This window comes from Hymenobacter sp. PAMC 26628, from assembly GCF_001562275.1.
Taxonomy (GTDB): domain Bacteria; phylum Bacteroidota; class Bacteroidia; order Cytophagales; family Hymenobacteraceae; genus Hymenobacter.
Window position 1 is genome coordinate 2,796,590 of the sequence record NZ_CP014304.1, and the last position, 16,682, is coordinate 2,813,271.

Genomic DNA, 16,682 nt, shown 5'->3' on the forward strand with positions numbered 1-16,682 from the left:
AGAGAAAGCGGCAACCCGCTCATTTAGTTACAATTACACAAAAACGCTACGCGGCCTCCGGCCGGCCCAGCCCCTCCAGAAACGCAGCCACCCGGGCGGGGTCTTTCACACCGGGGGCAACTTCGAGGCCGCTGTTCAGGTCGATGCCCACCAGGCCGGGCAGCTGCAGGTTGCGGACGACGGCCGCGTGCTCGGGCCGCAGGCCGCCGGCCAGCAGGTAGGGCACCGGCCAGGAGTATTGCTCCAGCACGCGCCAGTCGAACACCTGGCCGTTGCCGCCCGGCGCGGGGCCCTGGGCATCGAAGAGAAAGTAATCGCAGTGCGGCACGTAGGGCCCCAGGGCCCCAAAATCGAAACCCTCCCCCACTCCAAATGCCTTGATGACCCGCAGGCCGGCCGCTTGCAACTCGGCGCATTGGGCCGGGGTTTCCTGGCCGTGCAGCTGCGCAAAGTGTAGGCTGAAGCGGCACGCCGTGGCCAGTACCTGCGCGGTGGACTCGTTCACAAAAACGCCCACGCGCTGCACGCGGTCGGGCAGGCCCTGCACCAAGTCGGGCGTGAGCACGTCGCCTACGTAGCGGGGCGACGCTGGCGAAAAGATAAACCCCAAAAAGTCAGGCGCTAGGCCCGCCACGGCTACCAAGCTAGCCGCTTCGCGCATGCCGCACACCTTCACCAACAGGCGTGAAGGCGAGTCTTTGGGAAACGGCGCCGCGGTGGGCAGCGGAGCAGCAGGATTTTGCATGGCCTGATATATAAGGGGTTAGACTAATGCCGGTGCAGGGGCCCCGGCCAACGCGGCCAATTCCTGCACCAGGGCAGCGCAGGCGCGCTCGGGCCGGCTGTGGCGCATGAAAGTTTCGCCGAGCAAAAAGCCCTGGTAGCCTGCCCCACGCAGCTGAATAATGGATGCCGCCTGGCTGATGCCGCTTTCGGATACCTTCACGAACTCAGCCGGAATGGCGTCGGCCAGGCCCAGCGAAGTCTCTAAATTTAGGGTGAAATCGTGCAGGTTGCGGTTGTTGACGCCCACCAGGTCCACGGCGTCGGGGTGCAGGGCGCGGGCTAGCTCGTCGCCGTCGTGTACTTCGAGCAACACTTCCAGGCCCAGGCTTTTGGCGAGGCGGCCCAGCGTCAGGATTTCGGCAGGCGCGAGCACGGCGGCGATGAGCAGCACCACATCGGCCCCCACGCTGCGGGCTTCGTAGATCTGGTACTCGTTCACTACAAAATCTTTGCGCAAAATGGGGCAAAAATTGAAGCGCCGGGCCGTGGTCAGGTCCTCGTTGCTGCCGCCGAAAAACTCGCCATCCGTCAGCACCGACAGGCCCGCCGCGCCGGCCTGCATGTAGCCCAGCGTGGTGCGCTCCACCGGCGCGTAGCGGTTGATCCAGCCCTGCGAAGGCGACTTGCGCTTGAACTCGGCGATGAGGCCGCTGCTGCCCGGGCGCTGCAAGTAGTGCCGCAGCGAAAGCGGCTGCGCCTGGGTGTAGAGGCTGGTTTCAAGAAACTTCAGCGGGCGCAACTCGCGGCGCTCGGCCACTTCGCGGCGCTTGTGGGCCACGATGCGCTCGAGGATGGTGGGGGTGGATGCACTCATATAAGGATGGCTTACGCGAACCGGGGCTCGCAACGTATTAAACGGTTATTGACCGGAATCAGTGGCTAAGACAAGCCCGGGGCCCGAAAGTTGTTGCCTATTGCGCCGCCAGCATCCGCTGGAACGCACCGCGGGCAGCCCCCGAGTCAAGCGATTCGCGGGCTTGGGCCAGGGCCTCGGGCCAGGCCAGGCCGGGGCGGGCGCAGCGCAGGGCCAGGGCAGCGTTGGCCGTCACCACGTCGCGCTGCACGGACGTGGCCTGGCCAGCCAGGATGTTCTCAAACACGGCGGCGGCGGCGGCCACCGTGGGGCCCCCGGCCAGGTCGGCCAGGGTGGCGGCGTGCAGGCCCAGGCCGGCGGGCGTCAGCAGCTGCTCGCCCTCGTAGCCGGTCACGACCTTAGCCACGTCGGTGAGCGAAAGCTCGTCGTAGCCGTCCAAGGCGTGCACTACGGCGTAGCGGGTGCCGGTGGGTTGCAGCAGGTAGTGGTACACGCGCTGCAATTCGAGGCTGAACACGCCCAGTACTTGCGCGTTGGGCCGGGCCGGGTTCACCAGGGGCCCCAGGATGTTGAAGAACGTGCGCAGGCCCAGCTCGCGGCGCACCGGGCCGGCGTGGCGCATGGCCGGGTGGTAGGTTTGGGCGTGCAGGAAGCAGATGCCAGCCTCGTCCAATTGCCGCCGCAGCCGGCCGGGCCGGTCCTCAAAATCGACCCCGAAATGCGCCAGCACGTTCGACGAGCCGCTGACCGACGACACGCCGAAGTTGCCGTGCTTGGCCACCCGCACCCCCGCCCCGGCCACCACGAAGCAGGCCAGCGTGGAAATGTTGAACGTGTTTTTGCCGTCGCCGCCGGTGCCCACAATGTCCACCAGCTCATGAGTGCCCAGCTCGGGGTCGCGGCACAGCTCCAGCAGCGCCTGGCGGAAGCCACCCAGCTCGGCCACCGTGATGGGCCGCATGCGGTACACGGCCAGGAAGGCCGCCGTTTCGGCCGGGTTGGCCCCGCCCTCGCCCAACTGGTGCATAGCGGCGTGGGCCTCGGCCTGCGTCAGGGGCTGCTGGTCAAATAGTTTAGTGAGAATCTGTTTCACAACTGCGGATTGTAGCGTGGACTCTGTGAGTCCGCGCGTGGTGGTCATTGCGGGGGGTTTCTTGGCGTCGGCACCGTGCAAACGCGCGGACTCGCAGAGTCCACGCTACGGCCTTAACTCAGCCAATTGCGCAGCATGGCGGGGCCGTGCTCGGTGAGGATGCTTTCGGGGTGGAACTGCACGCCGCGCACGTCGTAGCGGCGGTGGCGCAGGGCCATTACCTCGCCGCCGGCGTCGCGGGCGGTTACTTCCAGCTCGGCGGGCATGGTTTCGGGACGCACGGCCCACGAGTGGTAGCGCCCCACCCGAAACCGCGGCGGCAGGCCCCGGAACAGCTTCTCGTCGGCCACTTTCACGTCGGCATCGGTGGCCACGCCGTGCACCACAGCGGGCAGGTTGTAGAGGGCCGCGCCGAAGCTTTCGGCCAGACCCTGGTGGCCCAGGCACACGCCCAGGATGCGCTTGGTGGGCGCGTATTTGGCAATGATGCGTGGCATCAGCCCCGCCTCCGCCGGCAGGCCAGGGCCCGGCGAGAGCAGCAGCGCGTCGTAGGCGTCCACGGCTTCGAGGGCCAGCTTGTCGTTGCGGATAACGGTGGTATCGGCCCCGTGGCCCAGCTCGCGCAGCAGCTGCACGAGGTTGTAGGTGAAGGAGTCGTAGTTGTCGAGAACGAGGATTTTCATGTTAACTATCGGTCGAAATCTAAAAAATCAAGGCTTGTAATAAAGGCCGTCATGTTGAACGCAGTGAAGCATCTCTACTGCTGAACTAATCAGGTTTACTACTGCGGGAGAGATGCTTCACTGCGCTCAGCATGACGTTCAATCAATTACCGCACGTCGGCCGCCGCCTTCAGCGCCTGGCGCAGGGCCCCCAGTTTGTGGTGCACTTCCTGTAATTCAGAATTAATATCTGAGGCGGCCACCACGCCGGCGCCGGCCTGGAAGTAGAGCTGGTTGGCGTGGCTGAGGAAGGAGCGGATCATGATGGCGTGGTTGAAGCTGCCGTCGAAGCCGAGGTGGCCCAGAGCCCCGCCGTAGTAGCCGCGGGCGGTGGGCTCCAGGCCGTCGATGAGCTGCACGGCGCGGTGCTTGGGGGCCCCGGAGAGCGTGCCGGCCGGGAAGGTGTCGGCCACCACTTGCAGCGTGTCGGTGCCGGGCAGCAGCTGGGCCGTGACGTGGCTGACGAGGTGGATGACGTGCGAGTAGAACTGGATTTCGCGCAGCGTGCGCACCTGCACGTCGGTGCCGTGGCGGGCCAGGTCGTTGCGGGCCAGGTCCACGAGCATCACGTGCTCGGCGTTTTCCTTGGGGTCGGCGGCTAGGCGCTGGGCGGCGGCGGTGTCGGCGGCGTCGTCTCCCGTGCGGCGGTAGGTGCCGGCAATGGGGTACAGGCTGGCCTCGGGGCCCTGCACGCGCAGCTGCGCCTCGGGCGACGAGCCGAAGATTTTGTAGTCGCCGTAGTCGAAATAGAACAGGTACGGCGAGGGGTTGATGGAGCGCAGCGCCCGGTACACGTTGAACTCGTCGCCGGTAAACCCCTGCTGGAAACGGCGCGACAGCACAATCTGGAATACGTCGCCGCGGTGGCAATGGCCCTGGCCCTGGGCCAGCCGGGTCAGGAATTCGGCGTCGGTTTGGTTAGTGCTTTCCTCGCCGCGCAGGGCAAAATCGAAGGCCGGCACGCCGGGGTTGCGCACCAGGTTTTCGAGGCGGTCGAGCCCGTCGGGGGCCGCTTCGGCGCCGTCAGCGGTGTGCTCGAAAATGTGCAGCTCCTGGCGGAAGTGGTTGAAGGCGATGACGTAACGGTACACGCCGTAGCGCATCGGCGGGATGTCGCCGGCCGGCACCTTGGCGGGGTTCAGCGTCACGTCCTCGAAGGCCTGCACGGCCTCGTAGCCCAGGTAGCCGAACAGGCCGGTGCTGATGAACGGGAACGCGGGGGCCCCGGCGTCGGGCACGAAGCCGGCGGCGAAGGCGTGCAGCCGGGCCAGGGCTTCGCGGGGCTCGGCCACCTGCTCAGTGGCGGCGTGGCCGTGGGGCCCCGTTTGGTGCAGCACGCCGCCGCGGCGCAGCTCGAAGGTGGCCAGCGGCTCGCACACGAGGTAGCTGAAGGCGTTTTGCTGGCCGTGGTAGTCAGCGCTTTCCAGCAGCAGGCAGTTGGAATAGTGGTCGCGCAGGCGCAGGTACAGGCCCACCGGCGTCACGGTATCGGCGAGCAGGCGGCGGTGGCGGGTGCGGAGCTGGTGGGATTGGGCGGGCATGAGGGGAAGCAAAGGCGGGTGAGCGGGGGCCCCGGCCGGATATGCAAAAAGCCCGGCTGGGCGGCCGGGCTCTTCGTGAGATATAGTAAAATCAAGCACTGATTTTACCGCGCGCACTGGCTGTCCGGTCCGGAAGTACGGAGCGGCCACCACCAAGCTTGAGCGGAAAATTGTGCGGTCATGGTCAAATTAGGGCCCCCAGCAGTTGCCGGCGACGGGGCAAAGGTAAGCGCGGTTTTTAAATTACCAAACCCAGGGGCCATAACGCGTACTCTGCGAGTCCGCGTCGCTGCACGGTACCTAACGGTAATTGGCAGGACGAAGCGAAAGCCGCGGACTACAACCGAAGGTCAGCGTAGCTAAAGTCCGCATTACAGCCAAACAATTGGGGTTCTACTCCGCTTAACGAGCCACTCCAAATAATTCTAAATCCAATTCAACACCAATGAAACAGTTTTTCCTCGCCGCCGGGGCCGCCCTGGCCCTACTGGCCACCCCGGCCTCAGCCCAAAAAGCTCAAAAGCTCGCCCCGATGGCTCCCATGGCCAGCTGCTGCGTCAAGCCCGTGGCCGCGACCGAAACCTTCGCCATGCTGGCTTCCAGCGAAGAATTCGTGAACAGCCACGACACGCCCTTGCCCTACACCTACCAAGGCGCGGGCGAAACCATTGCGTTTAAAACCTCGGACGGCACCGATGGCCACGGCTTCGAAATCAAGAGCGCCACGCCCAGCAACAAATACCTGTTTGTCATTCACGAGTACTGGGGCCTAAACGATTACATCAAGAAGGAAGCCGCCCAGTACGCCCAGGAGCTGCCCGGCGTCAACGTTATCGCCGTGGATTTGTACGACGGCAAAGTAGCCACCACCCAGGCCGAAGCCGGCCAGTACATGGCCGCCGTGAAAACCGAGCGCGCCACCGCCATCCTCAAGGGCGCCGAGGCCTACGCGGGCCCCAAGGCCGCGTTTGCCTCCATCGGCTGGTGCTTCGGCGGCGGCTGGAGCTTGCAGGAAGCCCTGCTGGGCGGCAACCAAACGGTGGGCTGCGTGATGTACTACGGCATGCCCGAGAAGAACGTCGCCCGCCTCAAGTCGCTGAACACCGACGTGTTGGGCATCTTCGCCACCCAAGACAAGTGGATCAACCCCGAGGTGGTGGCCCAGTTCCAGAAGGACATGGCCGCCGCCGGCAAGAAGGTGACCATCAAGAGCTACGACGCTGACCACGCCTTCGCTAACCCCTCGAACCCCAAGTACAAGCAGGACGACGCCGCCGATGCCCATAAGCTCGCCCTGGCGTATCTGAAAACGAAGTTCGCCAACGCCAAAGTGGCTAGGAAAGCGTAAGCAGTTTTCTTGCGCCCCAACGCAGAAAAGGCCGCCTGGAGTATTCCAGGCGGCCTTTTCTGCTTTTTAGGGCCCCGGGGTTTACCGGTTATTCATGCGCTGAAAGGCGGCGTCCAACTCGGACCGCGAGGCCAGGCGCGACTGTTCCGAAGAGCCATGGCCCACCTCCTGCTCGCCAGCGGCGAGGCGGGCCATCACGGCATCGGCAAAGGCGTCGAGGGGCTCGCCGAAGGTGTGCAGGCCGGGGCCCCCGAGGTCGGTGTTCACGGCCGGGGGGATGATTTCGAGCACCTGCACGCCCACGGCCGCCAGCTCGTGCCGCAGCGTGAGGGTGAGCGAGTGCAGCGCCGCCTTGGTAGCGCAGTAAATCGGCATCATGGCCATCGGCGCGAAGGCCAGGCCCGAGGTAACGTTGATAACTGCCGCGCCGGGCTGCTGGCGCAGGTGCGGCACGAGCAGCGTGGCCAGGTGAATGGGCGCGTCGAAGTTGATGGCGATTTCCTGGCGCCGGGTTTCCCAGGCCACGGTTTCATCGGTGAGGGACAGGCGGTTCTGAATGCCGGCGTTGTTTACCAGCACGTTGAGGGCCGGGAATTCGGCGGTGGCCCAGGCGGCCAGGGCGGCGCGGTCGGCGGCATCGGCCACGTCGGCCACGCGGGTGTGCAGGCCGGGATATTGCCGCTGGGCTTCGGCTAATTTGTCGGCCCGCCGGCCGCATACGATGACGGTGCTACCGGCGTGCAAGAAGCGCACGGCCAGGGCCAGACCGATGCCGGAGGCGCCGCCAGTAATCAGAACGGTGTTGTTGGAAAGGTTCATACGGAAAGGATGGAGCGGATGCTCCGCTCGGTTGGGGCCCCAACAACGGGCCCCACGGCCGGGTTTTGGCGCCGGGGCCCTACTTTTCGGGCCGCGAACCTTTCGCCCCTCCCCCGCCCATGAACGCCCTGCTGCTGATTGACGTGCAAAACGATTTCGTGCCCGGCGGCACGCTGGCCGTGCCCGAGGGCGACGCCATCATCGCGCAGCTCAACGCCTTGCAACCCAAATTCGAGTTGGTGGTGGCGTCGCAGGACTGGCACCCGGCCGGGCACCGCAGCTTCGCCACGGCCCACCCGGGCCACGCGGCCTTCACCGAAATCGAGTGGCAGGGCCGCCCCCAAATGTTGTGGCCCGACCACTGCGTACAAGGCACGCCCGGCGCCGACTTGCACGCCGCCCTGAACACGGACCGTGTGGAGGCCATCTTCCGCAAAGGCACCGACCCGGACATCGATTCGTACAGCGCCTTCTTCGACAATGGCCACCTCAAAACCACCGGCCTGGGGGCCTACCTGCGCAGCCGCGGCGTCACGCGGGTGTACGTGGCCGGCTTGGCGGCCGATTACTGCGTGTACTTCACCGCCAAAGACGCGCTGGCCGAGGGCTTTGAAGCCGTGGTGCTGGAGGACGCTACCCGCGCTATTTCGGCCGACGGTTGGCAGGCCGCAAAGCAGGATTTACTCGAATTAGGGGCCCTGGTGCAAACCAGCCACGCCGGCTTGCGCGAGCCCTGAACGCAAACTGTTGTTGACAGCGCGTTCTCGCCAAAAACGGTCATGCAGAGCGCAGCGAAGCATCTTTCCCGCGCCAGCAATTATTTACTTACGCGGGAAAGATGCTTCGCTGCGCTCTGCATGACCGTCTGTTAGTTATTGATAACCTTACTACGGGGTGATGGTGACGATGCTGCCGTCGGGATTGCGCTTCAGCTCGGTCACCTTCACGTTGCGCAGCCAGGTTTTGCCGCTCAGCTGGGTGTCGTGGTAGAAGATGTACCACTTGCCCTTGAGCGCCACGATGGAGTGGTGCGTCGTCCAGCCCTCCACGGGCTTCATAATCACGCCTTTGTAGGCAAAAGGACCGTAGGGCGAGGTGCCCACGGCGTACACCAGCAGGTGCGTGTCGCCGGTCGAGTACGAGAAGTAGTACTTGCCCTGGTACTTGTGCAGCCAGCCGCCCTCGAAGAAGCGGTGCTTGGCGTCGCTGGCCAGCAGGGGCTTGCCGAGCGAGTCGAGGATAGTGATTTCCTGTACCGGGCCGGCAAAGTGCTTCATATCGGGGCTGCGGGCGGCCACCCGGGCCCCCACGGCGGGCTCGTTGCCGTCGGGCTTTTTGTCGGGCGCAGCGGCGTTGTACTTGCCGGTGGCCCAGTGCTGGAGCTACCCGCCCCACAGGCCCCCGAAGTACATGTACGTCTTGCCGTCGGCGTCGGCAAACACGGCGGGGTCAATACTGAAGCTGCCGGCGATGGGCGTAGCCTCGGCCTTGAACGGTCTGGTGGGCGACGGGCTGGTGGCCACGCCGATGCGGAACACGTTCTGCTTGTCCTTCAGCGGGAAATACAGGTAATAAGTGCCGTTTTTGAAGGCCACGTCGGGGCCCACAGCTGGCGGCCGGTCCACGAAATATCCTTGGTATCGAGGGCCACGCCGTGGTCGGTCACCTTGCCGCCCACATTGTCGAGCGACAGGATGTGGTAGTCGCGCATGGCGAAGTGGTCGCCGTTGTCGTTCTCCGGGATGCCCGCCTCAATGTCGTGCGAAGGATAAATGTAGATTTTGCTGTTGAAGACGTGCGCCGACGGATCGGCGGTGTAAATGTCGCGCACCAGCGGCTGGGCCAGGTATTTTTTGCCGGCCGAGTCAGCTTTCGCCGCGGGCGCGGCGGCATCGGTAGCGGCGGCTTGTTGCTGGGCGGGTTGGCTTTGGCAAGCGGCCAGCAGCGCGAGCAGTAAGGCCGGGCGGCGAAGCGTGAATAAATTGCGAAGCATGAAGGTGGACGAAATCGTTGTTGGCGCAAGGTACAGGCCTGTTTTTTGCCCTACCTATCGGTTTCGATGAGGATCGTTTGCGACGATATTTCTCCAAATTATTTACCAGTACCCACCGCGCGTAGGGCCCCCAAAGGCCCGCCGCGCTACGCCGCCGGGGCCCCCGCCGCTCGCGCCACCACCGCCAGCAGCGGGTCGCCCACGCGGGGGCTGCGGTCGAGCAGTTCGATATTATCCCAACCGCCGGCGGCCAGCAAAAAGCGCCGCACCAGCGCCAGGTGGCCACGGTCGTCGAGGGCGTGCCAGGCGGCAATGGCCTTGCTCGGAAAGCAGCGGTTGGAGAAGGTGATGACCAGCGGGGCCCCGGGCCGCAGCACGCGGGCCAGCTCGCGCAGCACCGCCACGGGCTGGGTGAGGTAGTCGATGGACACGCAAATGGCGGCGCCATCGAACTCGTTATCCGCGAATTCGAGCGTGGGCACCTGGTTGAGGTCCTGCACCACGCGCTCGGCCAGACGGGGGTTGGCGCGCAGCTCGGCGGCGTTCATGCCCAGGCCCGCCACGCGGCGGTAGGGCACGTCGGCGGGCAGGTGGCTCACCCAGCTGCTCATCAAATCGAGCAGGGCCCCACCGGCCGGAAAGTACTCGCGGTAGAGCTGCGTGACGGCCGCAATGGCCCCGTCGTCGATGTGCGTGACGAAGCGCGGGGCCTGGTAAAACTGCGCGTCGGGGGTTTCGTCCTGGCGGCGGAAGGCTTCGGGCGGAAGGGCATGGGATTCGTCGGGGCTCATAGGTCGGGGCTCGTAGGTCGGGGCGGTGGCTGTGGGCTAAACGGCCCCCGGGGCCCCGGGGGTTGCGCCGGCCGGCTACTTTTGCGCCGTGCTGCCCACTCCCACCCTTCGCCCCGCCGCCGCCGCCGACGTGCCCGCGCTGGCCGCCTTAGTCAACAACGCCTACCGGGGCGAGGCCTCCCGCCAGGCCTGGACCACCGAAGCGCACCTGCTCGACGGCCCGCGCATTGACGAGGCCGCGCTGCACGAGCTACTGGGGGCCCCGGGCGGCGGTTTTTTGCTAGCCGTGGGGCCCAGCGGGCAGCTCATGGGCGGCGTGTACTTGCAGGCGCAGGGCCCTTGCCTCTACCTCGGCACGCTAGCCGTGGCCCCCGCGGCGCAGGCGCACGGCCTGGGCCGCCGCCCGCTCGAAGCCGCCGAAGCTCAGGCGCGCCAGCAAGGCTGCACCCACCTGAAAATCACCGTCGTATCAGCCCGCGCCGAGCTACTGGCCTGGTACGAGCGCCGCGGCTACGTGCGCACCGGCGCCACGGAGCCCTTCCCCGCCACCACGCGCTTCGGCCGCCCCCGCCAGCCGCTGGCGCTGGTGGTGCTGGAGAAAGCGGTAGTACCGGAGAAGGCTACATAGCCGGCTCGACCGCAAGGGCCCCAGCCGCTGGCACGGGCGCGCTAGCCGCGCCCGGGGCGCGCCGCATGGGCTGCACTTGCCAGTACGTGAGGCTGCGCCAGAGCCACTCAAGCGGACCGAAGAGGAAGTATTTCAGCCAGATGGGACTGATAATGAGTTGCACCAGCCAAATGCCGGCCACCACGAAATAGAGCTGGTAGTACTGCAAGTCGGCGTAATAATTGAGGCCGTAGCCGAAGAAAATCAGCGTGCAAAACACCGTTTGCATGATGTAGTTGGTGAAGGCCATCTGGCCCACGGCGGCCAGCCGGCGCGTTAGGCCCAGCCACGCCCCGGCTTGGTGCAGCAGTAGCAGCACGCTGCTGTGCGCCAGCACCAGCGCAACGCGCTGCACCGGATAAATGAGGCCTGCCCAAGCGACGGCGTGCGTTTCGATGTAGGCAATTTGGGCCGCCGCCCCCGTGCCGCGCTGGTATTGCAGGTAGAAGCTGAGCAGCACCAGCGGCAGGCCCACGGCGTAGCCCCAGACGGCCGTGCGCCAGTACTGCGCCCGCGACCATTGCCCCGTAAAGAAGCCCCATTTGAACAAGGCAATGCCGAGCAGCATCAGCGTGAGCACGTCGGGGATGGTGAAAAACAAGTACTTCGTTTGCGAGTCCCAGGTGGGGCGGCGGATGCGCCCGGCCACGCTTGCATATCCCGACTTCATCTGGCGCTTGTGCTCGGCCACCAGCCGGGGGTTGGGCAGGTGGTCTTTTTCCATCGTCTGCCACTCGGCCACTTGTTCTTTTTGGGCGGCCGTGAGGGGCTGGTGCCGACGCTGGGCCGCCTGTGCGGCCACGTAGCCAAACCGCACGGCGCGCACATGCTGGAAAAACAACGTGCTGGCCGCAAAGCCCAGCACCGCCACCAGCGGCACACCCAGCGCCAGGTACTTCGCCGGGAGCTTGCGGAACAAAAAGGCCAGCATGCCGCCAATGCCGTAGAAGTACAGAATGTCGCCCTCCCACAGCAGCAGGTGCGCGTGGAGGAGCCCGAACAGCACCAGCCAGCCCATGCGCCGGTAAAACAGCCCCGCCACGGGCAGGCCGGCCCGCTCCTTTCGCAGGGCAAACAGTACGATGCCGGCCCCAAAAATCATCGAAAACAGCGCCCGCATCTTGCCTTCAAACAGCACCTCGATGACGGCGTACGTCCAAAAATTGGCGCTGTGCACATCCCGCCGGAAGCCTTCGGCGAACTGCTCGGGCAGCGCGAAATACGGGATGTTCATCATCAAAATCCCCAGCAGGGCCACACCGCGCAGCATGTCGAGGTTCTGGAGGCGGTCGGCCTGGGCCACGGGGCCCCGGAAGGCGGTGGCGGGCGGTGGCGGGGCGGGGTAAGCGTTGGGAGCCATGCTATCAAACGGAAAGTGAGGGACGGAATAATAAATATATAAAATTTATTATTCCGTCCCTCACTTCAAGCGGCTAGTCAGCCGGGGCCCTACACCACGCCGCCGCGGGCCGCGGCCTTCACCGCATAGTCCACGGCGCGGGCGGTGAGGGCCATGTAGGTCAGCGAGGGGTTTTGGGTGGAGGTCGACGTCATGCAGGCGCCGTCGGTCACGAACACGTTGGGGCAGGCGTGCAGCTGGTTCCACTCGTTGAGGAGCGACGTTTTGGGGTCGCGGCCCATGCGCACGCCGCCCATCTCGTGGATGTCGAGGCCCGGGGCCTGGCCCGAATCCTCGGTTTTGATGTTGGTGAAGCCCGCCTGGGTGAACATTTCGCTCAGCTGCTCGAAATAGTCCTGCTTCATTTTGGCGTCGTTGTCGTCGTAGGCCACCGAAATGTTCAGCAGCGGCATGCCCCATTCGTCCTTGCGGGTGGGGTCGAAGCGCACGTGGTTGGTTTCCTTCGGGATGGTTTCGCCCATCATGTGCGAGCCCACGGTCCAGGGCCCAAACTTCGGGTGCAGGATGCTGTCCTTGAATCCGTTGCCGATGGCGTGCTCCGTGTGGTCGAGGCCGCGGTGGGCCCCCAGGCCGGCGGCGTAGCCGCGCAGGAAGTTGGTTTCCTGCTTGAATACGTTGCGGAAGCGCGGGATGTAGCCGCCGCCCGCCGGGTTGCGGCCGTCGGTGGTCAGGTCCTGGGCGCCGTCGTACTGGGCGGAGATGTGGGCGCTGTAGTTGTGGAAGGCGACGTACTTGCCCAGCAGCCCGTTGTCGTTGCCCAGCCCCTGCGGGAAGCGGTGCGAAGTCGAGTTCAGCAGCAACAAGTTGGTATTCAGGGCCCCGGCGTTCACGAACACGATGCGGGCGTAATACTCGGTCGTGGCCTTGGTGTGCGTGTCCACCACGCGGATGCCGGTGGCGCGCTGCTTCTGCTCGTCGTACAAAATGCTCTGCACCACCTGGTTGGGCTTGAGCGTGAGCAGGCCCGATTTCTGGGCCCAGGGCAGCGTGGTGGAGTTGCTGCTGAAGTAGCCGCCGAACGGGCAGCCGCGCTGGCACAGCACCCGGTTCTGGCACTGCACGCGGCCCTGCTCAAAGTGCACCGGGTTGGGCTTGGAGAGGTGCGCGCAACGGGCGCTAATGACGTGGCGGCTAGGGTACTTCTGCTTCACTTGCTGGCGGAAGTAGTCCTCCACCGCGTTTAGCGGGTAGGCGGGCAAAAACTCGCCGTCGGGCAGCTCGGCCAGGCCGTCGGCGTGCCCGCTGATGCCGGCAAACTTCTCCACGTAGCTGTACCACGGGGCCACATCCTTATAGCGAATGGGCCAATCCACGGCGAAGCCGTCGCGCGCGGGGCCCTCAAAGTCAAAGTCGCTCCAGCGCTGGGTTTGCCGGGCCCACATCAGCGACTTGCCACCCACTTGGTAGCCCCGAATCCAATCGAACGGCTTTTCCTGCACGTAGGGGTGCTCGGCGTCCTTCACGAAGAAGTGCATGGCGTCCTCGCGGAAGGCGTAGCAGCGGCTGACGACCGGGTTGGCCTCCTTCACGTCGAAAGGCACGGCCCCGCCGTGCGGAAATTCCCAAGGCATCAGATTGGTGGTGGGATAATCTTTCAGGTGCTGCACGTCGCGGCCGCGCTCCACCACCAGCGTCTTCAATCCTTTGCCGGTCAGCTCCTTGGCTGCCCAACCGCCCGCCATGCCCGAGCCGATGACGATGGCGTCGTAGGTCTGCGCCTTCACGCTGTCGATGTTAAGATTGGCCATGGCGGGATTTGGACAGGTTGACGTCTTTGATGGGGAAATAACCGTTGTAGCGGCTCGGCACGAGCTCGTACACAATCTGTTGGGTCAGGAAATACTTACTGCCGGTGTAGCCCGAAACCGTCAGCCGCTTGGCCGTTTTATAAAAGCTCACCAGGTCGGCCGGAAAGTCCTTCCCTTGCTCGATGCCTTGCAGCAGGGCCAGCCGCTGGGCGGGGCTACACCCCAGAAACGGCTGCGCATGGCGCTGCTGGGCCGCCTCGTCGAGCTGGCCCAGGCCGGCCTCAAACACCCGTTGCTCGTCCGGGCCGGCGCAGTCGTCCAGCATTTTCAGCACGTACAGGTGCACGCCCAGGTCTTTGGCGCCGGGCGTGTCGGTTTTGGGCAGGATGGTTTCGCAGACCTCGGCCAGCGTCTTTTCCTGGCGGGCGTTCACGGCCAGGTGCCGCAGCGCGATAGAGGCCGGCAGCTCGGCCGGGGGGTGCGAGCAGGCGGGCAGCAGCGCCGCAGCGCCGGCCACGAGGGCAAAGTTTTTGAGGGCGGTGCGCCGGTTCATGGCAGAGGCATTTGGCGGTAGGAAGCCCCGCAAATTATAAATTTCCTGCCATTCACTCGTCCGTACCGGCGGCACCCGTTCGTTTTGCATCAACAAATGAGAGTTTTCAGGCACTTGTGGCGGCGCGGCGCAGGGGCTAAGGCCAGTGGATATTTTTTTCTTCAACCAGCAAGAGACAGACGAAGTGCGCCACTGCCATTTTTTCTAGCATTCCGCCGATAAAGCAGCAGCTTTGCGGGGGCGCATTTCCGCCATTATCGGGGCCCAGGGCTCCACGGCTGGGCGCAGTATGTATTATTACGCAATCGTTTTTTCGGCGCGACCCTTTCCATCCTTTGTCCATGAAAAATTTTGCGCGAAAGGCTATTCTCGCCTTAGGTTTTCTGCTGCCGAGCGTGGCGGCGCTGGCTCAGCCGCTGGGCATATTCGAAGGTAGCCAGGACATTGGCACCAACGTGCGGCCCGGCGTGGCCACCTACGTGCCCGCCACGCAGCAATACATTATCTCCGGGGCGGGCTACAACATTTGGTTGGACCACGACGAATTGCACTACGCCTACAAGAAAATTAAGGGCGATTTTATCCTCTACGCCCGGGCCGAATTTGTGGGTTGGAACGGCGTGGACCCGCACCGCAAAGTGGGCTGGATGGTGCGCAAGAGCCTCGGCGGCAACTCGCCCCAGGTGAACGCCGTCGAGCACGGCGACGGGCTCACCTCCCTGCAGTACCGCCGCACGGCGGGGGCCCCCACCGAAGAAACCCGCGCCAAGGTCACCCACGCCAACATCATCCAGCTCGAACGCAAGGGCACCACTTACACGCTGCGCGCCGCGGCGTTTGGGCAGCCGTTTGAAACCCAACAGGTGACCGACGTGGACCTGGGCGACGACGTGTACGTGGGCCTATTTGTGGGGTCGCACAACGCGGACGTGACCGAAACGGGCGTTTTCCGCGACGTGCGCATCGCGGTGCCGGCCCACGACGGCCTGGTGCAGTACCAGGAATACCTGGGCAGCCGCCTCGAACTGCTCGACGTGGCCACTGGCGGCCGGGAGATTATTTACACTTCGCCCAAATCGCTCCAGGCCCCCAACTGGCGGCCTGACGGCAAAAGCCTGGTTTACAACAGCGAAGGGCGCATGTACAACTTCGACCTCGCCGCGCGGCAACCCGCGCCAATTCCCACCGGCACCGTCATTAATAACAACAACGACCACGTGCTGTCCTTCGACGGCCAAATGCTGGGCCTGAGTAGCGGGGTGGAGCGGCTGGGCGGCTCGATTGCCTACACCGTGGCCGCGACCGGGGGCACGCCCCGGCAAGTGACGCCCCGGGGCCCCTCCTACCTGCACGGCTGGTCGCCCGACGGCCGGTACCTGCTCTTCACCGGGCAGCGCCACAACGAGTTCGACATTTACCGCATTCCCGCGGGCGGCGGCAAGGAAGTGCGCCTCACTACCGCCACGGGCCTCGACGATGGCCCCGAGTACACGCCCGACGGCCGCTATATTTACTTCAATTCCAACCGCACCGGCACCATGCAGATTTGGCGCATGAAGGCCGACGGCAGCCAGCAGGAAGCTGTCACCAACGGCGAGTGCCAGGACTGGTTTCCGCACATGTCGCCGGACGGCAAGTGGCTGGCCTTTGTATCGTTTTTGAAGGACGAAGTGGGCCCCGGCGACCACCCGTTCTACAAGCACGTGTACCTGCGCATGGTGCCCGTGGCCGGCGGCGAGCCCAAAGTAATTGCCTACTTGTATGGCGGCCAAGGCACCATGAACACGCCGTCGTGGTCGCCCGACAGCAAACGCCTAGCATTCATCAGCAACACAAGTAGCCCTGAAAACCAATAGCTTAACAACGAAACCCACCCGCCTAACCCAACGACGATGCGTTTTTTAACCACGAGCAGGAAGATATTATTTTGCGGCCAGTTGGCCTGTGGCGCGCTCGGCTTGGCCGCCGCCCCGGCCCGGGCCCAGGAAGTGCCCGTGGCCGTGAACCATACGGCCCTGTACGTGTACGACCTGCGCAAAAGCACGGCGTTTTACCGTGATGTGATGAACCTGCAGGAAATCCCGGAGCCGTTCAAGGACGGCAAGCACGTGTGGTTCCGCACGGGGCCCCACAGCCAGCTGCACATCATCCAGGGGGCGGCGCGGGTCGAAGCCCACGACATCAATACCCACATGGCGTACCGGGTAAAGGACTTGCCCGCTTTCATGGCGCACCTCGACCAAACCAAGGTGCGCTACGGCGCCTGGAAGGGCGAAGAGAAAATAACCACGCTCCGCCCCGACGGCATCAAGCAAGTATATTTGCAAGACCCCGATAATTTCTGGCTGGAAGTGAACGACGATAAATTCTAGCCCCGGCGCGGGGCC

General features: G+C 64.7%; 15 protein-coding genes and 1 pseudogene. 5 read left to right on the plus strand and 11 right to left on the minus strand.

The window, feature by feature from the left end:
* Nucleotides 1–46: 46 nt before the first annotated feature.
* The 5 genes from AXW84_RS12310 to AXW84_RS12330 all read right to left on the minus strand — a co-directional run bounded on the left by AXW84_RS12310 (nt 47) and on the right by AXW84_RS12330 (nt 4,956).
* A complete protein-coding gene (locus AXW84_RS12310) occupies nt 47–745 on the minus strand; it encodes a phosphoribosylanthranilate isomerase (protein ID WP_068233438.1) in 699 nt (232 codons plus the stop codon).
* Between the two features lie 18 nt (nt 746–763).
* Nucleotides 764–1,600 carry an indole-3-glycerol phosphate synthase TrpC gene (gene trpC, locus AXW84_RS12315; RefSeq protein ID WP_068233440.1) on the minus strand — a complete coding sequence of 279 codons (837 nt, stop codon included), beginning with the start codon at nt 1,598–1,600 and terminating at the stop codon, nt 764–766.
* A gap of 97 nt (nt 1,601–1,697) precedes the next feature.
* Nucleotides 1,698–2,693 carry an anthranilate phosphoribosyltransferase gene (gene trpD, locus AXW84_RS12320; RefSeq protein WP_068233448.1) on the minus strand — a complete coding sequence of 332 codons (996 nt, stop codon included), beginning with the start codon at nt 2,691–2,693 and terminating at the stop codon, nt 1,698–1,700.
* A gap of 113 nt (nt 2,694–2,806) precedes the next feature.
* A complete protein-coding gene (locus AXW84_RS12325) occupies nt 2,807–3,376 on the minus strand; it encodes an anthranilate synthase component II (RefSeq protein WP_068233451.1) in 570 nt (189 codons plus the stop codon).
* A 146-nt stretch (nt 3,377–3,522) separates the two neighbouring features.
* Nucleotides 3,523–4,956 (minus strand): anthranilate synthase component I family protein, encoded by a 1,434-nt coding sequence (locus AXW84_RS12330; RefSeq protein ID WP_068233455.1) that lies wholly within the window; start codon nt 4,954–4,956, stop codon nt 3,523–3,525.
* A gap of 445 nt (nt 4,957–5,401) precedes the next feature.
* Here AXW84_RS12330 and AXW84_RS12335 point away from each other — a divergent pair, with 445 nt between their 5' ends.
* Nucleotides 5,402–6,304, plus strand: a complete 903-nt coding sequence (locus AXW84_RS12335) for a dienelactone hydrolase family protein (protein WP_071891268.1) — start codon at nt 5,402–5,404, stop codon at nt 6,302–6,304.
* Nucleotides 6,305–6,385: 81 nt separating this feature from the next.
* Here the strand turns inward: AXW84_RS12335 and AXW84_RS12340 are convergent, their stop codons facing one another.
* Entirely contained in the window at nt 6,386–7,123 is a 738-nt protein-coding gene (locus AXW84_RS12340) for an SDR family oxidoreductase (protein WP_068233464.1), read from the minus strand.
* 119 nt (nt 7,124–7,242) lie between these two features.
* Here AXW84_RS12340 and pncA point away from each other — a divergent pair, with 119 nt between their 5' ends.
* The gene (pncA, locus tag AXW84_RS12345; protein ID WP_068233467.1) at nt 7,243–7,860 is read left to right on the plus strand and encodes a bifunctional nicotinamidase/pyrazinamidase; all 618 of its coding nucleotides are present in this window, start codon (nt 7,243–7,245) and stop codon (nt 7,858–7,860) included.
* A 150-nt stretch (nt 7,861–8,010) separates the two neighbouring features.
* On the opposite strand, the pseudogene AXW84_RS12350 reads toward pncA, so the two are convergent.
* Nucleotides 8,011–9,116: pseudogene (locus AXW84_RS12350) on the minus strand (glycoside hydrolase family 43 protein).
* A 146-nt stretch (nt 9,117–9,262) separates the two neighbouring features.
* On the minus strand, nt 9,263–9,907 hold the full coding sequence (locus tag AXW84_RS12355) for a class I SAM-dependent methyltransferase (RefSeq protein ID WP_068233470.1): 645 nt from the start codon (nt 9,905–9,907) through the stop codon (nt 9,263–9,265).
* A gap of 88 nt (nt 9,908–9,995) precedes the next feature.
* Here AXW84_RS12355 and AXW84_RS12360 point away from each other — a divergent pair, with 88 nt between their 5' ends.
* The gene (locus AXW84_RS12360; protein WP_236943115.1) at nt 9,996–10,535 is read left to right on the plus strand and encodes a GNAT family N-acetyltransferase; all 540 of its coding nucleotides are present in this window, start codon (nt 9,996–9,998) and stop codon (nt 10,533–10,535) included.
* On the opposite strand, the gene AXW84_RS12365 is transcribed toward AXW84_RS12360, so the two are convergent.
* The 3 genes from AXW84_RS12365 to AXW84_RS12375 all read right to left on the minus strand — a co-directional run bounded on the left by AXW84_RS12365 (nt 10,528) and on the right by AXW84_RS12375 (nt 14,295).
* A complete protein-coding gene (locus tag AXW84_RS12365; protein ID WP_071891271.1) occupies nt 10,528–11,934 on the minus strand; it encodes a DUF418 domain-containing protein in 1,407 nt (468 codons plus the stop codon). The two genes, AXW84_RS12360 and AXW84_RS12365, sit on opposite strands and share 8 nt — an antisense overlap.
* Nucleotides 11,935–12,023: 89 nt before the next feature.
* Nucleotides 12,024–13,742 (minus strand): GMC oxidoreductase, encoded by a 1,719-nt coding sequence (locus AXW84_RS12370; RefSeq protein ID WP_068233473.1) that lies wholly within the window; start codon nt 13,740–13,742, stop codon nt 12,024–12,026.
* Entirely contained in the window at nt 13,729–14,295 is a 567-nt protein-coding gene (locus AXW84_RS12375; protein ID WP_068233483.1) for a gluconate 2-dehydrogenase subunit 3 family protein, read from the minus strand. Before AXW84_RS12375 ends, AXW84_RS12370 begins: the two co-directional genes overlap by 14 nt.
* A 341-nt stretch (nt 14,296–14,636) precedes the next feature.
* Here AXW84_RS12375 and AXW84_RS12380 point away from each other — a divergent pair, with 341 nt between their 5' ends.
* Nucleotides 14,637–16,151: a TolB family protein gene (locus AXW84_RS12380; protein WP_068233495.1), complete on the plus strand. Its 1,515-nt coding sequence runs from the start codon at nt 14,637–14,639 to the stop codon at nt 16,149–16,151.
* A gap of 36 nt (nt 16,152–16,187) precedes the next feature.
* A complete protein-coding gene (locus AXW84_RS12385) occupies nt 16,188–16,667 on the plus strand; it encodes a VOC family protein (RefSeq protein WP_082773863.1) in 480 nt (159 codons plus the stop codon).
* The last annotated feature ends 15 nt before the right edge of the window (nt 16,668–16,682 follow it).